Here is a 22,345-nt window from a genome sequence, read left to right as displayed (position 1 = left end):
ATATATCAGGAGTCTTGGGGAGAGTCATGGATCGCTTGACAAATAACATAGGAGGCACAAAGACACAGAGAAAAACAAGGGAAAAAGCAAATAGAACCAATCAGTTCTCCGTGTCTCCGTGCCTCTAGCGAAGCGGGTGGCTGATTTTCTTTCTTAACTTAACAGCATTGGGCCCCTTCCCCTTCAAAAGGGGAAAGGGGAGGCGAAAAAACAGATTGAAAAAATAAATATTCAATGCCGGGGATAGGGGTTATTTTTCACCCCCCGCCAAACCAACGCTTGAAAATATTGATGTTCCCCGGTACAATCCCATTCCATGTCAGCATCATTCCCATCATTAAATGAGATAAAATCGTCTATCGGGCAGGCGAGCGTATTCCCCGTCGCCCGCGAGCTCATGGGCGATTTCGACACCCCCACGGCGATATTCTCGCGCGTGCGGCAGCATCGCTATTCGTTCCTGCTTGAGAGCATTACCGGCGGCGAGAACCTCGCGCGCTATTCGTTCATCGGCTACGATCCAACGACGGTGCTCCGCATACGGGCGAACCATGTCGTCGTCGAGGAGAAGGGCTCACGAAAAGGGTTCGATCATCCCGATCCATTGGCGCTTCTCCATGAAATGACATCCGCGTTCCACGGCGCTGCCTATCCATCGCTCCCGCCGTTCTACGCAGGCGCGGTCGGTTTCTTCTCCTACGATGCGATACGGTATATCGAGAAGATACCGGACAAGAACCGCTCGGATTTCGACAGCGAGGATATCTTCTATGTGTTCGCCGATAAGCTCATCGTGTTCGACCACGTTGAGAACAAGGTGCTTCTGATACGGACGATGCGTCTTGACGGGACGAAGATCGAGGAACTCTACGCACGCGCCGAACGCGATCTCGATGCGATGGAAAAGGACCTTGCCGCCCCGGTGAAGTCAATGCCGAGAATGCTCCCGCGCGGCACGAAAGATATCGCCGTCACGTCGAATTTCACGAAAGAGGAATTCTGCGCGCAGGTGGCCCGTGCGAAGGAATACATCTACCGCGGGGACATCTTTCAAGTGCAGCTCTCGCAGCGATTCTCCTGCCCGCAGAAAAAGATCGATACGCTCGCGATATACCGTGCGCTCCGGCTCGTCAATCCGTCGCCGTACATGTTCTGCCTCTCGTTCGACGATATCACGCTTATCGGTTCATCGCCGGAGATACTTGTGAAGCAGACGAACGGCGTTGTTGCGCTTCGCCCCATCGCCGGTACGCGAAGGCGCGGGAAGGATGCCGCTGAGGATGCGGCCCTTGCCGAGGAGCTCATCTCCGATACGAAGGAATTAGCCGAACACCTCATGCTCATCGACCTCGGGCGCAATGATGTCGGTCGCATCGCCTCTTACGGTACCGTGCGCGTTACCGAGAAGAACGTTATCGAGCGATACGCCCATGTCATGCACATCGTCTCGAATGTCGAAGGTCATCTGGCGCCGGGCAAGTCCAATATCGATGTGATACGGAGCGCATTCCCCGCGGGCACGGTCACCGGTGCGCCGAAAGTCCGCGCGATGGAGGTGATCGACGAGCTTGAGAACGTGAGGCGCGGGCCGTATGCCGGTTCCGTTGGTTATTTCTCCGCGTCGGGGAATATGGATACGGGCATCATCATACGTACGATATTCATCAAAGGCGGCACGATATATTTTCAGGCGGCCGCCGGCATCGTCTACGATTCGAGCCCGGAAAAGGAATATGAGGAGACGCTCAATAAGGTGCGCTCGCTTATCAAGGCGTTGACGCTTGCGAAAGAGATATCCGCTTGACATATCACACGCGCGGTGATATGGTGCACGCCGCTGCGGGATGCTTCCCTGTGCTGCTGTAACACTAACCCCGCGGGATGAGCAATGAAAACGAATTCAGCCCCCGAGAACAGAACTGCGTGGATGCTCCTTGCGCTCATGGCGTTTTCCGTCATCGCGTCTTCGGTCATTCATCACTGCTTTCCCTCGCTCCTGCAGGTGCGTTCCGAGGCGGTGGCATTCTCACGCTATCCTGTCATGTTCCTTCTCGATCTCATACCGATAGTGCTCGCATGGCTCTGTTTTGAACACGCACGACGCACGATGGGCTTTTACCAGGCATCGGTATTTCTCGGCGGATCGTTTTTCTTTACCGGCCTTGTCGAGAATATCTGGGTGCTCTTCGGAAGGTTCATGATCGGCACTGTCTCCTTGGTCGCGGACGGGGCAAGCGGCACCTATTACTACACGCGCGGATTCTTCTGGTGGATAGAGACGCCGATATTGATCTGTCTTGCATGGTTCTTCCTTGCCTATTCATGCGTGTACGCCGTGCACGTCATTGCACCGAAGCTCCCCGCCGTGCTTCGTGCTGCGCTCGGCGGCATCCTTGCGGTCATCTTCGATCTCTGGCTCGACCCCGTGCAGGTGAGCGCACCATGGAAGTCATGGGTGTGGCTTTCCAATGATCACATCCGGATATTCTCCATTCCGCTCTCCAATTTCATCGGATGGTTCCTCATGGTTTTTGTATTCGCCTGGTTCTTCGAGCGGCTGCCGCGTTTCCGAGAGCGATTCAGCCCCGGGGTCTCGGCGTTCCTCTTCTATCTTTCGCTTCTGGGGCTTGCGTTCGGGATATTCCTCGTACAGATAGCATACGGTCTCATTACGATGCGCCTCATCGACACGACCATGAATCTGACATGCGGGGGTATATAGTGCAACGCCTTGTTTCCCTCTTTCCCGCGCTGGCGTTCATGCTTTTCTGGCTCGCCGGAGGACTTCTTCCGGCGATCGTCAGCGGCAGAGCGGAACTTGTCGTGCTCGGCGCTGTAACGCTGCCGGTCGTTGCCGTCATGATAATGAGTGCGGTGCGGTCATACCGGCGGTAGTCCATTTTCAGCGGCAGATGCCCGGACGGCGAACGGCGCATTGCGCTGTTGACGTCACACGCTGCCGCGTTTATACTGCGTTCCATGCCGTACGATACAAACCTGCGCCAGCGGATGCCGAAACGAGCGTTCCGTCCCTTCATCCTTATTGCCGTCTGCATGGCGATCCCGCTTTCCGCACGGCTCTATGACAGCGGCAAACCGCTTTCTGTTGCGCAGACGAAGTATTTTGACATTATCTTCCCCGAGGATTGCCGCCCGTCAGCATCCTCTCTCGCCGCGTTCGCGGATGACCGATACGAACGCCTCTGCGCGTATTTCATGTGCACACCGCGTCCGCGCATCACGGTCACGGTCACGCGCGATATGCATGCGGCCAACGGCTATGCGACGATACTCCCTGAGAACCGCATCACGCTCTATGACTATCCCATGCCGATATCGTTCCATTACAGCAATTATCTCGATACGCTCTTCACGCACGAACTCACGCATATCGTAACGCTCTCCCTGCGTGACGGCATCGCTTCGCCCCTCGCTGCCGTGTTCGGGAACTGGGTGTCGATCACGGCGCTTCTTCCGCGATCCATGGTGGAGGGCGTCGCCGTACATGCCGAAAGCGCCGAGGGCTTCGGGCGCGCGCATCATCCATCGGTGCGGCAGATGCTCCTGCAGGACCATCGTGAGAACAGGTTCAAGTCGCCGGGGCAGGCTGCCGGCGGGTTCGATATCGTTCCGAACGGCGCTATCCCGTATCACTACGGCGGGCTCTTCCACCGGTATCTTGCCGAGCGTTACGGGGAGAAGGTGATACCCCGTCTGTGGACGAACATGGCATGGAATCTCATGGGCATTGACGGTGCAATGGACGGCGAACTGAAAATGAATTTCTCCGCGGTATGGGATGCATTCAAGGAAACGTTCCGATACACGAACGGTTTTGTATCGAATGGGGTTACACTCGCCGGCGATATTCTCGTATCAGCCATGCGTCTCCGAGCGGGAAGGCTCTGGTTCTATGATGCACGCGACGATGCGATACAATGCATCGATGTGCATTCCCCCAACGATGTCCGTACCGTACTTCCTATCTCCTCGCTCCGCTCATTCGATGTTTCCCCCGACGGGTCGCTCTTGCTCCTTGAGACCATGCCGATACAGGGCGGTGTCGTCAGGTCCAGTGTCCGGTTTTTCGATATACGCAGCCGCTCGTTCACGGCGCGTGTCATTGAAAAGCGTGTGAGCGATTGCTCGTTCCGGGGCGAACATATCCTTGCCCTGTCAAGCCGCGGTTCGCTCACCGATATCGTTCTCATCGCACCCGACGGAAGCGAGCGTGTTCTCGCAGAAGGAGGGGAGACGCTCTATTTCGGCCGCCCCGAAGCCGTCGATGAAAAGAACATAGCCTTTCTCGCCAGCGAGGACGGCGTGACAACGGTGCGTTCACTCGACACGACAACGGGCGTTATGAAGCGATACGATATCCCGGTGAAATACGGTATGCATCTGTCCGTATGCGAGGGGAAGATCGTCCTTGCATGCAATAATGATGATACGTTCTATAAAGCCGCTGTCATCGATGGTGCGTTCGTGTCGCTCATGACGAACAATGTGTTCGGCGGCGTGGCGTTCCCTGCCGTGCTGTCGAACACGCTCTACTATGTGTCCACCGGCTCCGAGCGCGATGCGATAATGGCAATGCCGCTGCCGCGGATGCTCAGAACGAATGCGCCGATGCGCCCGTGTACGAATGCCGAAGCAGAGAGCAGGTCGATAGTGCATCCGGTCATGGCCTACAACGGATTTGGCTGGCTTCTCCCGCGCATGTGGATGCCGTATGCGGTGCCGTATCTCAATACGTTCGGCAATGCCTTCGTCGAGGCGGGTTTCCTCGTCTACGGGGATGACCCGATAGAAGAGAATGCCTTTCTTTTCACGGCGGTGTACAATTATGTGCGTAATTTCGCCGGACTGAATTTCACGTGGCAGAACACAACGCTCCCGATATGGTGGCGACTTTCCATCTCCGATACGCTTGCGAGCGCGTATACGTTCTATGACAGGCGGCTGACACGCGCTGACGCGGACCTTTTCCTGCGCATCGATCTCCCTCTGAACGGCGAACATTTTTTCATGCGCGCGTCCGCAGGCGGTATTATCGCTTCTGCTTTGACGGATGCGGTGAGCGCGTATCAATGGCCGTATGCGGGGTACGCCGTGCTGTGCGGGGTGTCTGTCGGCTATAACGGCATTACCGAGCTCGATACGAACATCAAGGAGAGGCTTCTGCAGGGGCGGGGCATAGCGTTCTCTCATTACTATGACGTGAGCTTTCCTTCGGGTGCGTGGAAGTATGAAACATCGTTCGAGGCGGCCGTGCCGTTCTTTCCCCTGCGCCTCGCTGCGTACGGTGCCGCAAGCGATAGACGTCTTTTCCGCCCGTCCGGCGCCCTTGCCTATTCGCTCGCATCACATTATCCCTCTTTTCTCGAATATCGGGATGATACGGTGGGCTCATGGTATTATATCCATGCCGAGGCGAAGTCGCTTCTCTTCAACATTGAGATACAGCAGGGTATATTGTTCCTTTCGCTCTATGTGCGGCGGTTCTATTGCACCGGCGGGTATCGCGCGGCGTATTACGCGGATACATTCCTTCAGTCCTGCTATCTGCGTGTACACCTCGCCGTGCACCCCTACGTGCCGGTGGAGTTCTACGCCGAGGGCAATTATGCGATACGGGACGCTCGCTTCGGATATACGTTCGGTATTGCCATCCCGCTGTTTTTTCTGTAAACAGCTTTATCTAACTTCTTATCGCAGTAATAGAACAAGGGCTCATGAGCCCTTGTTCTATTCAATACGGGCGGGCATTGCGTTCGGCTAAAATTCCAAGCAGCGCTTCCGGTAGTGTAAATAATCTTCGTACTTCACTTCTTCAGGAACACCGTGATCGCAGGTGGGGATGTATCCGCCGTGTTCTTTCATGAACGGGAATATCCTGTCAACTTCGCGGTCGATAGCGTCCTTGCCCTTGGCGAGTATACGCTTGTCGAAACCGCCGTGCATGAGAAGATCGGGGTATTTTTTCCGCACTTCCACTACGTCGCATCCTGATGCCACTTCGAACGGGTTCATGTAGTCCATGCCGATCTCTTTATACACGTCGATGACCGTCGCCGCTTTGCCGTCGGTGTCGAGGTTTACGTACAGATGCCGTGAAGTATCGATCTGACGGCGCTTTGTGTTCGTGATAAGCGCTTGGTAATACGGGAAAAGGAATTCGCGTATCATATCCGGCCCGATGAGCGGCCCTGCATTGTAGCAGATGTCCTCGCCGAAATATATCTCGTCGATGGTCACCTGCTCCTGATGGCGCGCGATGACGGCATCGGCGAGCGTGAGCCATGTCCTCATGCAGGCATGTATCAATTCGGGGTCGTCATACACCTTGTAAAGTATCCCTTCCGGCCCCATGAGCGAACGCAGATACATGTAGCCGCCGACAAGGTTCTGGCATATCACTTGTCCTTCGCCCGCGGCTTTCTTCGCCTTCTCCATACGCACGTCAAGATCCGCGTAGCGTTCAGGCGTCGACGGGTCCATGCGCCACTCGCAGAGCTCTTTCCACGTGCGCATGTCCTTTACCGGATGATCGATGTATTCCGGCATGAATCCCGAGCGTCGCCCCTTGAATACGAGCACATGGCGGCCGGCGAAATCCTGATACACCTCATGCTCGCCGCGGTCCTCTATCACTTTGTCCTCGAAGACGGGATTGAAGCCCGCTTCGCACCAGCCTATCTGGCCGAGACTGTGCTTGCCCGCCGGATCGAAACCGAAAAGCACATGATGCGGCACATCCTGGGGCATGCCCTGGGCCTTCCACGCATCGAGGGAATAGAAGCCGAATTCGCGCTGATAGAACGCCGCCCCCGGTTTCTGCGCATAGAAGTCGCGCATCTTCCGTGCGCCGATGGTCATGTTCTCATACGGCACCATCGCGTGAATGCCGTCTGCTGTACGTTCGCGTTCCATTGTTGCGGTCATGGTGTTCTCCTGTGCTCAAATACAGGGATACCATACGCATAATGGCCGCCCCGGTGAATGGACGGCGTGGTCGTCATGATGGACAAAATCGTACATCGGGATATACTCCTATTCATGTATATACACACCCGCGATCCGATCGCGAAAAAGCTCGGGCTCGAAGTGACCGGTGTCGGGAAACAGCGTTCCACCACCGGTGTAGCGGCACCGCGGACGCTGCCCGTGTATGCGGTGGTATATCTGACCGACGGCTGGTATGAATTCAGGTCCGATGCGCATGATGGCGGGCGTGTGTCGGCGGGCGATGCGTTCTTCCTTTTTCCCGGCATAGCACACACGTATACGCCCGGTGCTCCGCCGTCGCTCGAATACTGGTTCATCTTCGAGGGATATATTCTCGATCGCTACCGCGAGAACGGCATCCTTTCTCCGGCAGCGCCGGTATTCCCTGTCGGCAAGAGCGATAATATCGTCTCTCTCTGGGACGAATGTCTTACAATGGATGAATCCCGTACGCAGGGCTTTCATGTGTCACTTGCACGCCGCGCCACCGCGATATTGCAGGAAGTGATAGCCGCCGGTGAACATCGGGATGAGAGCACCGCAGGGAACGATATCGCCCGGATAATCCATGCAATGAGATCGAATGTCCGTGAGATGGATTTTGACTTTGAGGGATATTGTACACGCGGGAAGTTGAGCGTTCAGTACACGCGGCGGCGTTTTAAGCGGGAGACCGGTTATACGCCCGGGGCGTACTTCGCGCAGATAAAGCTTGGAACGGCGAAGGAACGGCTTGTCACGAGCGATGGAACGGTAGTGTCGATAGCGAACGCGTTGGGGTTCGACGACCAGTATTATTTCTCGCGGTGGTTCACGAAGCTCACCTCGCTCTCGCCGACGGATTATCGTATGGCGTTCAGGTCGTTCGGCGCGGACACGGGGCGTTGACGTGGAGCGGCTCAGGCTGTCAGTATTCGCCGCATGTATGCTCGGGGCGATGCTCGGATGCGGACGAAGCGACGATGGAACGATGCGGGCGTCGAGCACCGATGTCGAGAAGCTTTCTGCAACGATCACGCTCCCGGTACGCCCGATCTCCGCGCGATGGCAGATAATTGAACTATCCCGCGGTGACGGTCTCGGCCCCGGGGATTGGGCGCTCATTGCGTATCTTGTGTGCGATGCTGCCGGCATGAAGAAAGTGCTTGCTTCTGCCGTTCGGACAACGGGCGATGCCCCTGACGTTTCGATCATGAAAGCCGTCGATGCGCCGATGCGTGCGGCGCTTGAGCGGATGCACCTCGATGCATCATCAGTGACGTTCGATGCGCGGGCATTCTATCGCTCCCCGCTCATGCACGGCGTTATCATTACGAAGCCCGGACAGAGCGGTTTTTTTATGTACCTGTATACGATGTGATATTCGAGCGGAATGAACGCGATGATATCACCCGCGTCGGCATGCGAACGCCATTCGTGTTCTGTACAGCCGTGTCGCACCGAGGCGAACGCATTTCAGTATCGGCCGTATTCTTCCACCGCTTCCACCATCGCCTTGATGTTCGCGGTGGGCACTTCCGGTTCGAGCACATGTGTCGGCGCAAGGCAGAGCCCGCCGCCCTTCCCGACGACGCTGATGAGCCGCTTGATCTCCTTTTTAACATCCGACGGAGAGCCGAAGGGCATGAGCTGCTGCGTGCCGACAACGCCCCAGAACGAGAGCGATGAACCGTATTCGCGCTTGACCATGTCCGGCGAAAGGCATTCCGGCTGTATCGGATTGAGTATATCAAGTCCGATATCGATGAGCTCGGGGATTATCGCCGATATATCGCCGTCGCTGTGATACCAGATGAGTATGTCGGGCTTTATCGCCTTTGCTGCGGCAATGTACGCCTTGATGCGCGGTTTGAACATCGTGCGCCAGATCTCCGGAGAGAACATCATTCCCATCTGCGTCCCCACGTCGTCGCCTACGCGAAGTATATCGACACCGGCGGATGCGGCTTGTGTGACCACTTCAATGTTCACGGAGAATATTCTGGCTACGAGTGCTTCGCACCATGACGGGTTGAGATACATGTCCGAGAGGAATTCCTCCATTCCGCGTATCTGCCACACCGTCTCGAATGTATGCCCGGTGAACGCGCTGACGGCATAACCGTCGCTATGAAATGCGTCCACATCGCTCTTCGCATGCGCCCAGCGATAGTCCGCGCCGATATCCGGCATGGGATAGGATTCGATGTCCTTTATCGATGCCGCCTTGATAAGCGGCGATTCCATATGCGTGAAGTGCATGAAATCACCCGCCTGATGGCCTATGCCCCATTCATCGATAGTTACTTCATGCGCGAATGAACGCCCGGCGAAGTAACGCGAATAGTCGTTCCTGTGCGCGGACGCCTTCGCGCCGATATTCCGTATGCCTTGATTTGCGTGATAGTGCACGCTTTTAAAATGATCGTATGCGTTCTCGACATGTACCTCGTTCTTGATCTTATCGATAAGCGTCGAGGTGAAGCTGTATTCCATCGGTACGAATTCCGGGTCCCTGCGCGTCATCGCCCGTATGAGGTTCTCGCGGTAATTCATGGCATCCTCCTGTGCAGTCACCACTAGTATACTGTTCGAACGGGGGCGATTGAATGGACTTCATGGGAACAGGATGGACGAATTGGGACATCACCGTACACGGGCGTCCCGCCGGAAGTAGAGCGGGGCGCATCCGCATCGGCGCTTGAACTGTTTTGAGAAGTGGTATTCGTCCGAGAAACAGAGCTCGCGGGCGATCGCCCTGACGGACATGTCACCGTATGCCAGAAGGTTCTTCGCGTGCGCCATCTTCCGGTCGATGAGATAATCATACGGCGTGAAACCGGTCTCCTTTCGGAAGATGCGTATCGTCTGCGCCGTCCCCTTGCCGATGACGGATGCGGCCGCGGAGAGCCGGAATTTCCGCTGCACCGAGGTGTCGAGATATTCCATCAGCTTGTGTACGGCCGGCGAATATCGTTCCTTGGTGCGTATAGATCCCGACAGGGCGAGCACGATACGATGGAACAACAGTGCCATACGCATATGGCGATCGGGGTCGTCCGCATCGCCGGCGGCTTTCAGCATGTCTTTAAAGAGCGCCCGCGGACCGTAGGGGATGCACTTCATCGTATGCAGCCGATAGGCGCTGACAACGGCATCCGCAAGGGGGCCGACCGTCCAGCACCATATCTTCCGCCACGGTGCATTCGTGTCGGAGCGCAGTTGATAGGACACGCCTTTGGGAAGCACATAGACATCGCCCGCGGTATAGGTGTACCGGGTATCGTTCAGGAAAAGGGTGCCGCTCCCGCCGAGCGTATAGGCGAACGTGATGCCGCCGTTGTGCGTATTGCGGCGCACGTACTTCGGCGATCCGTGCAGTATGCCCACGGACATGACATGGATCGGTGCATCGTCCGGAGCAGGTATGGTGTAGATCGTCTCAGTGCGCATGAACGCATTGTACCATGCACATACAGCCCGTAAAGTGATGTTCATTTTACACATCCCGAAATCGCTTTCTGCCATTCGCGGGAAGGCTCCCATGGTGTATACTAGGGGGAGAAACCGTCATGGAGGGCGTTATGAAGATCATACGCATCTGTACCGTCATCAGCCTCTCGATCGCCCTGTTCGCCGCAGAGAACGACGATCTTCTGCGCACGATACGGACACAGTTCGTATCGGCGTTATCCGAGCCGCCGTCGGTGACCGCCCTGACCGTCCCGGAGACGACAGGGCAGTATGAAAAGTTAGAAATGGATATCGAGCTGAAGGTATCGTACACGAATCCGTTCGACCCGGAAGATATACTCGTCAACGCCGTCATCACCAAGCCCAACGGCGAAACCGTGGTTGTCCCGGCGTTCTACGCTGTTCCATACGAACCGGAGAACGGCCTTACCCAGATGACGGGAAGTCTCCCTTACCGAAAGCTCGGTCCGGGCGTATGGAAGGTGCGATTCTCATCCGCCGCAGTCGGAGTGCATACCGTTGCCATCGCGGTGCGGGATTCGAAGGGACAGAAAGTGTCTTCCGAGCCGCGGTCGTTTTCGGTGATTCCGTCGAAAGCACGAGGGTTCGTACGCATAGCGGAAAAGAACCCGAACTATTTCGAACGTACTGACGGGAGCGCGTTCTTCGGAAGCGGGGCGAACGTACCGTGGACGCGCATCGGTGAAAAGGCGAAGGGCGTTCCGTCGTATGAGCATTATTTTTCACGTGCAAGCGGCATGATATCCTCGACGCGGGTATGGCTCTGCCATTGGGCATGGCTCGAATGGATGCCCTCGCCGAAGTCCATGAGCGACAGGGGATACGGCGGGCTCGGCTACTACAATCAGATGATAGCCTGCCAGCTCGATCGCGTTTTTGCGCTGGCGGAATCGAACGAATTCGCCGTGATGCTCACGCTCGAGGACAACAACGAGCATATGAACGGAACGACGTACGATTCCTGGAAATTCAATCCGTACAATACCGCGAACGGCGGCGTGGCGGGGACGGGGGCCGATTTCATCAGCAGCCCCGCGGTACGGCCATGGTACAAGAAACGGCTGCGCTACATCATCGCACGCTGGGGCTACAGCCGATCGCTCTGGGCGCTCAATGGATTCAATGATTACGACGATGCGAACGAACATGCCATGTCGTTCATTACCGAGATGCGCGACTGTGCGCACCGGCTCACGGAGGGCTGGAGGCCGATGATATACGGCGCCAATTACAAGCGCACCGCGAACGAACGCATGGATTACGCGCAGGGCGCGACGACGCTCGCAAAGCCCGGCGTGGTGCAGGAGTGCTATTTCACCGAAGATGAACGCTGGTTCAAAGACTCGCTCCATACCGAGCTCTGGGATAACTTCGCGAAAGGGGTGGCCGCCGTCATGGTATGGGAGCACACCAAGGTCGACCGCACCGATGCATGGCCGCTCTTCAAGCATGTCCTTGACTTTGCATCCGATCTGCCGCTTGCATCCGCAACGTGGCGGCCGGCGGCGGTGCGCGTCGTGAAGGCATCGGCCGCGGGAAGTTCGTTCTCGCGCGTCATCGTTGCTTCGGCGTACGGCGATATCCCCGATTGGGGCGCGAAGTCGCTTACGGATACGTTCACCATCGATGCCGGAGAGAACGCGGTATGGCTTACGGGCATGAGCCGCACGCTCTATGCCAAGCGAAGCGACCGCATTGCCTGGCGTGTCACGCCGTCGTTCACGATCGACATGCCGGGGAACGGGCGGTTCATTGCACGCGTCGATGAGATCGGGAGCGGCAATCAGACACTCACCGCCGCGGTCGACGGGGCACAGGCGCGCAGTACCGTCTATGCCGGCGGGAGGCGCGAGCTTAAGCCCGACGAGCAGTGGTTCGATGTGCCGCTCGCAGCAGGCGCGCGCACGGTAACGCTCGCGCTCGCCGAGGGCGACTGGCTGCGCGTCGGGAAATACTTCGTCGTTATCGACATCGACGATGCGAAGGGCCTCATCGGGGCGAAGGGTCTCTCCTCCGCGGAGGAGGCGTTCGCATATCTCCCGAACATCACCTACGGCCAGCTCTATCAAAGCATACTCAAGCGCGATGCCGTTGCGGTGAACGATGTGCAGGTCGAATTCAGCGGGCTTGTCGGCGGCGTCTATGCCGTACGCATCATCGACCCCGTCAGCGGATCGCTTGTCGGAGAGAGCGAAACCACTGCCGCGGGGGGGCACGGTGTCCGTCATGGTCAAACGCATCGAACGGGATGCGGCGATCAAACTGAAACGGAAGACCGCACGCTGACCGAGATACAGCATTGCATCAACGTTCGTCTCCCGATATACTGCGCTCATGTGGTTCGGCGAGAGAAGCATTCGGGCGCATACGCTCGGCATCGAGGCGCTCGGGGTAGGGCGCCAGGGATTGAGCGCGGGTACATGGCCGCGTGAGCGGAGAACGCTTTCGACATACGCCGTCGTGTATGTAGCCAGGGGCTCGGTCGAATTCGCATCGCACTATACGGCACAGCGTACCATTAATGCGGGGGAAGCGTATTTTTTGTTCCCCGGTGTGTGGCATACCTACGGTTCATTATCGACGCCGTCGACGCATTACTGGTTCCTTTTCGAGGGTGACATCGCCGATCGATGGCGGGACAACGGCATGCTCGACCCTGCGAGACCTGTCATACATCTCGGGAATGATCGATCCGTGCGTACGCGCTGGAATGCGTGCATAGCGCTTAAGGACAGACACCCTGCCCGGTATATCGACCGTATCACGGAGATAATGACCGGCATGCTCGCCGGCATGCTTCTCCGGGGGAGGACAGAGGCTGCACTCACACGGGAGCACGAAGCTGTCTCCCGCGTCATACAGGGCATGAAGTCCAAGGTCGCTGATGCATCGTTCGATCTCGCATTCTTCTGCGAGTCCGCGTCGTTGAGCTATGAATATGTGCGCAAGATCTTCCCGCGCATCGCAGGCAGCGCTCCGGGGGCATATTTCAAGATGCTGAAAATGGATTCGGCGAGGAAGCGGCTGGCCGGCGGTACGGACACGATAGCATCGATAGCATCATCGCTCGGGTTCGACGACCCGTTCTACTTTTCGCGCTGGTTCAAGAAATTCGAGAGGGTCTCTCCCGCGCAGTACCGCGCCTCATTCGGTGATTTCTACGGCCGCCCCGGCGCAATGGGCAACAAATAAAAAAGCGGCGCTGTCGCCGCTTTCTGTTCACTGTGGTATCGGTCGAAGCTATTCGACAAGCGAGCGTATGACGCGCCGTGCGACCTCGTCGAACACCTTGTCGTCCTTCATGTAGCGTTCGAGGTTCGCCTTAGCCTCCGCCACCTTGTCGGCGCGGATATCCGGGGCTGCCTTGACGATATTCTCAAGCTCGACGCGCTCGCGCTTGTCGGCGGATATATCGATACGGTCGGATTGCTGCACCGTGGTCGGTTTCTCGACCTTCCGGATGTGATGTGTCGGCTGGATATTGTTACCGGTGCCAATTTTGTCAATAGTCATACGACTGCTCCTTCACCTTCATTGTCGGCGTCTTCTGAAAGGGACTTTAACGCTTTTCCCCGATTGTCAATAATAAGCGTAAATTCTCCTTTAATTATACTACCATTTTCGGAATAATCAAGCAAATCTTTACTACAAAATCGTCGTATCGTTTCGAATTGTTTTGTTAACTCGCGTCCGATGACCACCGGCGTCTCCGGCGGGAATACGGCGGCTATATCCGCGGCAAGCGCCGTGATGCGGTGCACCGATTCGTAGAGCACGATGACCTTTTTTTCAGCGGTGCAGAGCTCGGTCAGGCGATTCCTCCGGGAGCCGCTTTTCGGGGGGAGAAAGCCGACGAAAAGAACCCCGTTCGTCGGTATGCCGGCGACAGAAAGGAGGGTGACGAAAGCGCTCGCTCCGGGTATCGGGATGACGGGGATATTCGCTTCCCTCGCGTTGGAGATGAGACGCACACCGGGGTCGCTTATGCCCGGCGTGCCCGCCTCGCTCACGAGCGCGCAGGATTCACCCGCCTGCATGCGTTCGATGATGCGTTCCATGCGGCGTTCGTCCGAATGGCCGTGATAGGAGATGAGCTCCTTTTTGATATCGTACGCATTGAGGAGTATCATCGTGCGCCGTGTGTCCTCGGCGGCGATGAACGATACATCGCGGAGCGTTTCCACCGCGCGATAGGTGATATCCTTCAGATTGCCGATGGGCGTGGCGACGACATAGAGGCCCGGAGTCATCGATGTTTCGACCGGGCATGCGCTTTTGATTTCACATGCACATGCTTGTCGCGCATAAGGCGCTCGAGCGCTGATATCTTCGCGTTGCGGTCGCCGTGCACCGCATTGATATCGAACGGCGGGAGTATCTCCACGTGCACATGCGAGGGCTTTATCGCGAACGAACCCTTTTTCATGATGTGTGTTGTCCCGTGTATGACGACCGGCAGTATCGGTACTGCCGGATAATTCTCGGTGAGTATGAGAATGCCGGGCTTGAAACGCTGTACCTCGCCGTCATGGCTTCGCGTCCCCTCGGGGAATATCGCGATGCTCCGGTTCTCTTTGAGCCGCACCCCGGCGGCAAGCATGCTCTCGTAGGCGCTTTTCTTTTTTTCGCGGACGATGGAGACATAACCTGAGAGCGTCATGAACCATCCAAGAACGGGGATCTTGAAATAGGTGTCCTTCGACAGCCAACGGAATTGACCGGGAAGCACGGCGAACAGAAGGAAGATATCGAATGCCCCCTGATGATTCATCATTATGATGTGTGCTTTTTTTCTGTCAAAATTCTCAAGTCCGTCCACGGTAATGGATGACCCTGAAATAAGGAAGAATAACTTTCCCCAGGTGCAATTGATGCGATGGAGCACATCGTTGCGGAAGCGTCGGAACGGGAGGAGCAGCAGCACCACGACGGTTTCCAGACCGATAACGGTGATCGTCCCCGGCAGCATGATGAGAACGACGAAGACGGTGCGCAACATGATAGAACCCTCGCGAAAAAAATCGTGCGATACGGTGCGTGGCTATCCTATACTGTTTACGTTTTTTTTCAATGTTCGGAATATCTCGATGTCCTCGGCATGGGTGACCTTGATATTGCACGGGTCGCCGGGAACGATATGCACGTCACCCGCGTAGGCTGCATAGACGGCGGCATCGTCGGTCGCCGGAATGCGCGATGCGTCGGCGCGATATGCGTTCAGCGCGGTCATATAGCGTTCGTATGAGAATGCCTGCGGGGTGAGCGCCCGCCAAAGCGTCGAGCGTTCGGGGGAACCGGTGATAACCCCTTCTCTCACGGCTTTTATCGTGTCGGTCACCGGTGCGGCGAGTATGGCCGCGTCGTGCATGTGCACCGCTTTCTCAAGCTGCTCAAGATCGCTTTTCGGTACGAGCGGGCGTACGCCGTCGTGAATGAAAACATATCCTATCCCCGAGGAGGCCAGCGCGCGCATGCCGTTCATCACCGAATCGACGCGTTCATTCCCGCCGTCCACGACAGGGATATCGATGTTCGCTTTCTGCAGATGTTTCAGCGCCGTTTCACGGTCTTCCGCCGGGGCGACGAGTACACTGTGCTTGAACGGCAGGATAAAGAGCGAGCGTATCGCATGTATGAAAAGAGCCTCGCCGTCCACGGGGTAGAACTGTTTTTTTACATCGAGGTTCGCGCGGCGCGAGCGTCCGCCGATAAGAAGGATGAGGCCGTTGTCGTTTAAAGATGTCATGGGAAAACCGTCATGTCAAATTACTCTTTCGTGCGTTCTATATTCGTACTCTTTCCAATCGATCTGCCGCTCACCTTTCTGCAACCCGCGACTTAAGTCGCGGGTTGCAGAAAGGTGAGCCCCATCGACCCTCATGTTTCACAAATAGAGACATTCGCCTTTACTATCAACTGCTTTCGCTGCATATTGACTGTAGTATATTACAAGAATATACATTTGACAACGACCAATGCAGAAATATGGCTATTCACCAATAGCCGCTTACTGCTTCGTAAACTGAATCTTCCAATCCACGCCGCCGCTTTTCGATGGATGGATATCGATCGCCGCAATGGCGCCGTCGGTCCGGTGCGCTATCTTCTCGCTGCAGTCGACGCCGGAAAGCACATATCCCTCCGGTACATGACAGGTGATCGTATACGCATCTCCCTCCACGCAGCGCGATGTCCCTGACAGGATGTTCTTCTTTGCATCCCATGCGAGCGCGGTAAGATCGATGCCGCCCTGCGTGATATGGCGAGAAGTCGATATCAGCTCCGGATTATCGGCTATCGGAGTTATGCGGAGCACGGCGGTATCCATCGGGGCTATCGCGACAGTGAGTGTGTCCCCCACGATGCCGATATGTTCCTTTTTCCAGAAATCGTAGACGGCAAATCGCCGGCCGCTGCCGGTATCGATGTGAAAGTCAGATAAGAGGCTCAGATTCAGTTCAAGCGTTTCATCCTTCGTGTTCATGATGCTTACGACATTCCAGTTCCCGAATTCCCTGCACACGGCAAGATCAACGGTTACATATCCTGCCGCACGCTTTTTCTGCTGGATATCCGATGGATGAATATCTGCGACAGGGATTATCCGTTTGAGCATATCGATACGCGCGTCATCGAGCGCGGAAAATTCATCTCCTATGGTCACCGGAAGTCCGGCGAGGCCGTAGAACGATACGCGCGAACGCGCCTGCGCAAGCGTATTGAACTCGTCGCGAAGGACGACATTGTCACCGTCGGTGTAGAACGCGGTGTTATGCAGGGGGAAGAAGTGCAGCACACGATCGATGGAGTGCGAGAGGAATTCGCTCCAGCTGAAAATATCGCCGCCGATGCGCGATGCGCTGAACTCATCCATGGCGAAGGTGATATCGCGTTCGGATTCTGCCGAACAGGAGAGCATATACACGTCAGGGCCTATCGTTTTCCTTGCGGACCTGACCACGTTCCGCATTGCCGCGTCGGTGGAAAGCGTTCGGTCCTTGAACTTCGAATGGAACTCGTCGCAGACGCTCAATGTCGCCGGGAGGCAATCCCACTTTATCGCTTTGTATCCCCAGTCGAGTACCTGACGGAACACTGCCGGTATATATTTCTCAACGACATCGGGATGGCTCGGGTCTATCCACCATTGTCCGCACCAGACCTGCTTCTGCGCCAGTATCCATTCGGGGTTTTTCCTGAGGAGATCGTTCTCGCGTCCGTCATTCGTTGCGCCTATCCACAGCGCGGGGATGAGCCCGAGCTTTTCTATCTCTTTCGCCACCGGCGCAAGTCCGTTCGGGTAGGCCTCCTTTCGCGGCGTGAACGTATCGACGCCGTCATCGCCGAGCCCGGTAAATCCGCTGTGATTCCACTCCCAGTCGACCCAGAGGCAGAGCTTGTCTGAATACTTCCCGAATATCGAAGCGAGCGAACGCGCGTTCTTCAGGACTATCTCTTCGTTCGCTTTGAATTGAACGGCATACCACGTCATCCAGCCGACGGGCGGTGTGGAAAAGCCGTGGCGCTTATCGATCGGAGAGTAGGGGATGGCGAATTTCCGCTTGCAGAAATTCTCATGTATCTTGAACGAGAAGGAGCGTCCGAAATCGAGACCGCTTTCAAAATCGAAGCGATAATGCGACGAGCCCCAGTCGTAGCGGACATGGAACAGATCGGTCGCTTTGAACTCAAGGGCGCGGTCGGCGGTGCGGTCGAAGAGGGCGTTGTCGTGCACCGAGAACGCGGGGCCGCACGCTGCGCGCAGGATGTGATCCTCGGCGTTCAGACGCACACCGAACGTGGATGTTTCAGGTTCATCTCCCCAGAGAATATCGCCTTCGACACAGACGATGGCGCGGGTGAATGTTCGTATCTGCAGCGAGCATGCCTCGAGGGCGAAGTGCAGTTCAACGCGCGGCACGGACGCGGGACCGTCGGCGTAGATCACGCTTAATGTCCGTCCGCTCAAGGCGACGCTCTGTTTGCATTCTACCTTTTTATAATCAGACACGGAAAATCGTTCGCCCGTATAGCTTCGTATCGATGCTTTTCCATTGGTAATGAATCGTATTTCCTGTGATGTGCCCGAGGGTGTGAATGAGCAGGAGAACGTGTTCGATGCCTCGTCGTATTCGGCGGAATAACCCTTGTAATTGATGTACATCGATGTCTCCTTTGCTCCGTGCATTGTTATTTTACATGCTGTTCGATCTATCTACAAGCGGGCGAAGTTCGCGTAATTGAGCGCTTCAAGCACATCGAGCATCATGTCGGAAGCCTTGTCGATGGAGTCCATGATATATCGGTTCGACTCTATCGATTCGAAATCATTGTTGGAGATAGACTCTGCCCGTTGAAAGAGACCGGCGGCGGCGAATTTTCCTGCTTCGCGCGCGATCTTCGTCCACATGTTCACGCGCACAACGCCGTCATCCGAGAGTCCGTGCATCTGTTCCGTGTTGAGCGATGATGTGCCGTGAAGTACGAGCATTTTTCTGCCGAGCGCTGCGGTAAGTCCCTTTGCACGCGCGTTCATGTAGTGCGCATCGCTTTTCGATGACTGCTGTTCGGTGCCCAGATCGGCGACGAGGAAATCGATGCCGGTCGATCTCACATACTCGCGTGCCCGTTCGAGATAATTGTCGGATGAGCCGGTGCTCTTTTCGTGCTTATCGGCGACGACAAGCTCTTCCATGATGCCTTCGACAAGTATCTTCTTGCCGAAAGACCGTACATACTCGCGTGTCATATCGATGTTCTTTCCCGAAGGATACCGCTGCGCATCGAACATGGCTGACGCGAGGTATTTCGTGCCATCGGTGAGCGCCCATTCGTCGCGCTCGGGGTCGGCATGATCGAGATGCGGGAGCACCGTGATGTTCCGATACGGGGAGTCGGGGCTCTCGCAGAGGAGATGGAGATGGTCCATGATGCTCTGAAAGCCGAGCTTGGCGTTTTTACTGTGCGTGACGCGCTGCGCCTGCGGCATATGCGGATAGTTGAACGTCATCGCGACAGCGAGCGGTACGCTTTCGATCTGATACTTGTCGCAGAACTTCTTCGCGGCAAGGAGTATCGCCTCGGTGTTCCAATGGCTTGCGGTGCAGAATATCGCCATCGATGCGTTCTTTTCTATGACGCTGTCGATGACCTTCTGCGCGGTTTTTTTTTCGGTGACTATCGGCATGTGACGGTCTCCGTTCCCTCGCGAAGTGCCTTCTGTATCTCGCCGAGAGAGGGGCTTACCGGATCGAATTCCAGATGCTCGATATGGCGCGCTGCTTCAGAGAGCGCGGGAGCGAATTTCCCGAATGCGCAGGAGACGTGATGTATGTACGGTCCGTAGATGAGCTTTTCTTCCCAGAGCGGCCAGTCATTCACTTCGAGATAGGTATATGTTCCTTGATTGAACGGGCCGGGCACGGTCTTCCCTTCGCCGCAGAAGAGCGAATACTTTCCGTTCACGCCGTCAAAACGGCTGACGGTGACAGGACCATCCTTGAGCTTCCAGTTGCATACGCCTTCCGCATGGCTCGGCAGGACGAAATGGCTGTTGATCGTCCGCTTGCCTTCCGCAAGCGTTGCCGGGAACGGTCCGCAATGCCAGAGGAGTTCGGCATTATCGTTCTCAGGATGGCGTATCGTAAGGTCGGCGAAGAATGTCGGGTGTTCGAAATGATCGCAGGCCTGGAGCATGAGTGAGCTCAATGCGCCGTGAATATCCGTCTCGCATGCTATGGGAAGGCCTTCGTCGGTGAGCTCGGCATGAGCGAAGCATGAGCATATCTTGAGCTCTTCCTGGAGCGCATCCCAGCATTGGAAGGCGACCGCTCCGAGACCTTCTGCATCGCTCCATTTACGTATGGCAAGCTTGAGCGCGGCGAGCTTCCTCGGGAGCTCTTTGTCCATGCGTGAGAAATCCGCTGTGGTGCGCATTGCTTCGGCAACGGTATCGATGTCCTTTGCGTTCGATGCGAGCGAGGAGCGGACCTCGGCGATTATTTTACTGAGGTCCACCGGTACTATCTGTACGCCGAACTTCTCCATCAATTCGCCTTCGTTGACGATGACGGAATAGAAATCGCGCGGCCGTGTCGACACCTGCCCGATGCGCGCTCCCTTGAAATGTTTGACCGCATTGGCCGCACGGAGAAAATTGAGAAAACCATTCTCAAAGACAGGGGTATCGAGACGCGAATTGACGATGTAGGTGAAGCGTACACCGAATCGCTGCATCACCTTCGATGTCGCGAAGAGCCCGCACTGTGAATCTCGCAGGCGCTCACCGGCAGCGTTCGGTGCTTCGTCCCGCGGCCCCCAGAGGAGTACCGGCTTTCCGATCTTTTTCGCGGCGAGCGTGACGGCATCTTCCGTGCCGAAATTGCAGTGCGGGCAGAATACGGCATCCACTTCTTTCTCGATGAAATGGCGTGCCACCTTGGCGGATTCATCGGCATCGCGGATAAGGCCGTCCTCGTTGAGCCATTCCAGGTCGACTATCTCAAGCGAGGGGGATAATTCCCTGATTTTGTTGAGTATCATGGTCTTGTATTTCATGGAGTCTTCGCGCGAAAAGAAGCGTCTCCGTGTGGGCATGAAGCCGAGGCGTAATGGGGTATGCATATCGGCACCTCTTTATATTGTCACGTGTCAATAATAATATACTAACGATGTTGCCTCGTGTCAACTGCAATATAACAATAATTCGGCGATGGCATTGTATACGGAAACCGCCGCGAAAACGGCAAATCCCAACGGCGTCTGTATGTTTGCGGTGTAGAAGCGATAGGATCGAATAGAACAAGGGGTCATGACCCCTTGTTCTATATTTTCGCGGCAATTATTATGCAGATTCCCTGATTATCAGCTCAGAAGTGAAGATCTGCTGCTTTTTGCCGTGGAAACGGTCATGGATAAGATCATCGGCCATGGCTACCGATGCACGGCACATGAGGTCGATGGGCTGTTTCATGGTGGTTATCGAGGGATAGACGAATTCGGTGAACCTGAGATTGTCATGCCCGGCGATGCGTATGTCCCTGCCGGGGACCTTTCCGCTGTCGCGAACGGCTTTGATCGCGCCCAGTGCGACAGCATCCGTCACGCAGAACACCGCGTCCGCGCGCCCGCCGTTCCTGAGATAATGCGCCATGTTCTCATAACCGAACCGTTCATTATCCTGTTTTTCCGTGCTGGCATCGCATGCAATGATATCAGGTCTCAGCGCATGTTCTTCCATAGTACTGATATAGCCGTTCTTTCGGGCGAGTGATGTTGGATTCGAATCGCCGTAGAAGCTGCCGAGATAGGCTACCCGTTCCGTCGTTCCAAGGAGATGCTCGGTCATTGCCGCAGCGCTTGCCTCATTGTCATTGAGTACGCTGTATCCGCGTTTGTTGAGGGTGCGGTCAATGTAGATGACAGGGACGTGTTTCGCAGCAAGCGTGTGTATGCGTACATTGGGTCCATCAACGACCGGGACGATGATGAGCGCCGATACTTTCAATGCAAGAAAACTCTGAATGATCTCCGCTTCTTTTGTGGCATCGTTATAGGATGATTTGTAGATGAGACGATACCCTTTGCTTTCGATGAGCGTTTCGGTCAATTCTATCATCTCATTGTAAAAGTCATCGGTTATATACGGCACTATCATCGCGACTATGTTCGTTCTGCCTTTCACGAGGCCGACGGCATTATTGTTGGGCATATAGCCGTGGCGCTTGCATATGGCCATTACCGCATCGCGGCTCGCTGCCTTTACCGTCGTATCGCCGTTCAATATCTTCGATACGGTGTAGCGGGAAAGCCCCGCTTCTTGCGCGATCTCATCCATGGTGATCATTATGACTTTAAGTATAGC

General features: G+C 55.9%; 19 protein-coding genes. 8 read left to right on the top strand and 11 right to left on the bottom strand.

Translation table 11 applies throughout. The features are described 5' to 3' along the window. The first annotated feature begins 316 nt into the window (after positions 1 to 316). From trpE to AABZ39_15290, 4 genes are all read left to right on the top strand, one after another. A complete protein-coding gene (gene trpE, locus AABZ39_15305) occupies positions 317 to 1,804 on the top strand; it encodes an anthranilate synthase component I (protein ID MEK6796146.1) in 1,488 nt (495 codons plus the stop codon). Between the two features lie 84 nt (positions 1,805 to 1,888). Continuing rightward, complete coding sequence (locus AABZ39_15300; GenBank protein MEK6796145.1) at positions 1,889 to 2,722, top strand: carotenoid biosynthesis protein; 834 nt, start codon at positions 1,889 to 1,891, stop codon at positions 2,720 to 2,722. Further along, positions 2,722 to 2,895 carry a hypothetical protein gene (locus AABZ39_15295; GenBank protein MEK6796144.1) on the top strand — a complete coding sequence of 58 codons (174 nt, stop codon included), beginning with the start codon at positions 2,722 to 2,724 and terminating at the stop codon, positions 2,893 to 2,895. Before AABZ39_15300 ends, AABZ39_15295 begins: the two co-directional genes overlap by 1 nt. An 84-nt stretch (positions 2,896 to 2,979) precedes the next feature. Continuing rightward, positions 2,980 to 5,691: a hypothetical protein gene (locus tag AABZ39_15290; GenBank protein ID MEK6796143.1), complete on the top strand. Its 2,712-nt coding sequence runs from the start codon at positions 2,980 to 2,982 to the stop codon at positions 5,689 to 5,691. Between the two features lie 87 nt (positions 5,692 to 5,778). On the opposite strand, the gene AABZ39_15285 is transcribed toward AABZ39_15290, so the two are convergent. Beyond that, a complete protein-coding gene (locus AABZ39_15285) occupies positions 5,779 to 6,945 on the bottom strand; it encodes a uroporphyrinogen decarboxylase family protein (protein ID MEK6796142.1) in 1,167 nt (388 codons plus the stop codon). 75 nt (positions 6,946 to 7,020) lie between these two features. Here AABZ39_15285 and AABZ39_15280 point away from each other — a divergent pair, with 75 nt between their 5' ends. Next, on the top strand, positions 7,021 to 7,896 hold the full coding sequence (locus AABZ39_15280) for an AraC family transcriptional regulator (protein ID MEK6796141.1): 876 nt from the start codon (positions 7,021 to 7,023) through the stop codon (positions 7,894 to 7,896). A 1-nt stretch (position 7,897) separates the two neighbouring features. Further along, the gene (locus AABZ39_15275) at positions 7,898 to 8,368 is read left to right on the top strand and encodes a hypothetical protein (protein ID MEK6796140.1); all 471 of its coding nucleotides are present in this window, start codon (positions 7,898 to 7,900) and stop codon (positions 8,366 to 8,368) included. Positions 8,369 to 8,463: 95 nt separating this feature from the next. Here the strand turns inward: AABZ39_15275 and AABZ39_15270 are convergent, their stop codons facing one another. Both AABZ39_15270 and AABZ39_15265 read right to left on the bottom strand, forming a co-directional pair. Then, entirely contained in the window at positions 8,464 to 9,543 is a 1,080-nt protein-coding gene (locus tag AABZ39_15270; GenBank protein ID MEK6796139.1) for a uroporphyrinogen decarboxylase family protein, read from the bottom strand. Positions 9,544 to 9,633: 90 nt separating this feature from the next. Further along, positions 9,634 to 10,485, bottom strand: coding sequence for an AraC family transcriptional regulator (locus AABZ39_15265; protein MEK6796138.1), 852 nt, complete (start codon positions 10,483 to 10,485; stop codon positions 9,634 to 9,636). Positions 10,486 to 10,571: 86 nt separating this feature from the next. Here AABZ39_15265 and AABZ39_15260 point away from each other — a divergent pair, with 86 nt between their 5' ends. Beyond that, the gene (locus tag AABZ39_15260; GenBank protein MEK6796137.1) at positions 10,572 to 12,914 is read left to right on the top strand and encodes a DUF5060 domain-containing protein; all 2,343 of its coding nucleotides are present in this window, start codon (positions 10,572 to 10,574) and stop codon (positions 12,912 to 12,914) included. Further along, positions 12,889 to 13,674, top strand: coding sequence for an AraC family transcriptional regulator (locus AABZ39_15255; GenBank protein MEK6796136.1), 786 nt, complete (start codon positions 12,889 to 12,891; stop codon positions 13,672 to 13,674). The genes AABZ39_15260 and AABZ39_15255 overlap by 26 nt, the downstream gene beginning before the upstream one ends. A gap of 48 nt (positions 13,675 to 13,722) precedes the next feature. Here AABZ39_15255 and AABZ39_15250 read toward each other — a convergent pair whose 3' ends face one another. The 8 genes from AABZ39_15250 to AABZ39_15215 form a co-directional block, all read right to left on the bottom strand. Continuing rightward, entirely contained in the window at positions 13,723 to 13,995 is a 273-nt protein-coding gene (locus tag AABZ39_15250; GenBank protein MEK6796135.1) for a flagellar biosynthesis anti-sigma factor FlgM, read from the bottom strand. Then, positions 13,992 to 14,732, bottom strand: coding sequence for a 16S rRNA (cytidine(1402)-2'-O)-methyltransferase (rsmI, locus tag AABZ39_15245; protein MEK6796134.1), 741 nt, complete (start codon positions 14,730 to 14,732; stop codon positions 13,992 to 13,994). Before rsmI ends, AABZ39_15250 begins: the two co-directional genes overlap by 4 nt. Next, a complete protein-coding gene (locus AABZ39_15240; GenBank protein MEK6796133.1) occupies positions 14,729 to 15,481 on the bottom strand; it encodes a lysophospholipid acyltransferase family protein in 753 nt (250 codons plus the stop codon). Before AABZ39_15240 ends, rsmI begins: the two co-directional genes overlap by 4 nt. Before the next feature lie 42 nt (positions 15,482 to 15,523). Next, positions 15,524 to 16,228 carry an IspD/TarI family cytidylyltransferase gene (locus AABZ39_15235; GenBank protein MEK6796132.1) on the bottom strand — a complete coding sequence of 235 codons (705 nt, stop codon included), beginning with the start codon at positions 16,226 to 16,228 and terminating at the stop codon, positions 15,524 to 15,526. 261 nt (positions 16,229 to 16,489) lie between these two features. Then, the gene (locus tag AABZ39_15230; protein ID MEK6796131.1) at positions 16,490 to 18,646 is read right to left on the bottom strand and encodes a glycoside hydrolase family 36 protein; all 2,157 of its coding nucleotides are present in this window, start codon (positions 18,644 to 18,646) and stop codon (positions 16,490 to 16,492) included. Between the two features lie 51 nt (positions 18,647 to 18,697). After that, complete coding sequence (locus AABZ39_15225; protein ID MEK6796130.1) at positions 18,698 to 19,669, bottom strand: class II fructose-bisphosphate aldolase; 972 nt, start codon at positions 19,667 to 19,669, stop codon at positions 18,698 to 18,700. Further along, positions 19,660 to 21,105: an L-fucose/L-arabinose isomerase family protein gene (locus AABZ39_15220; protein MEK6796129.1), complete on the bottom strand. Its 1,446-nt coding sequence runs from the start codon at positions 21,103 to 21,105 to the stop codon at positions 19,660 to 19,662. The genes AABZ39_15225 and AABZ39_15220 overlap by 10 nt, the downstream gene beginning before the upstream one ends. 220 nt (positions 21,106 to 21,325) lie before the next feature. Continuing rightward, a complete protein-coding gene (locus tag AABZ39_15215; GenBank protein ID MEK6796128.1) occupies positions 21,326 to 22,318 on the bottom strand; it encodes a LacI family DNA-binding transcriptional regulator in 993 nt (330 codons plus the stop codon). Between the last annotated feature and the right edge of the window lie 27 nt (positions 22,319 to 22,345).

Source organism: Spirochaetota bacterium, assembly GCA_038043445.1.
Lineage (GTDB): Bacteria > Spirochaetota > Brachyspiria > Brachyspirales > JACRPF01 > JBBTBY01.
The sequence above is the reverse complement of the archived record's forward strand: the minus strand, read 5'-3'. Positions and strand labels throughout refer to the sequence as shown.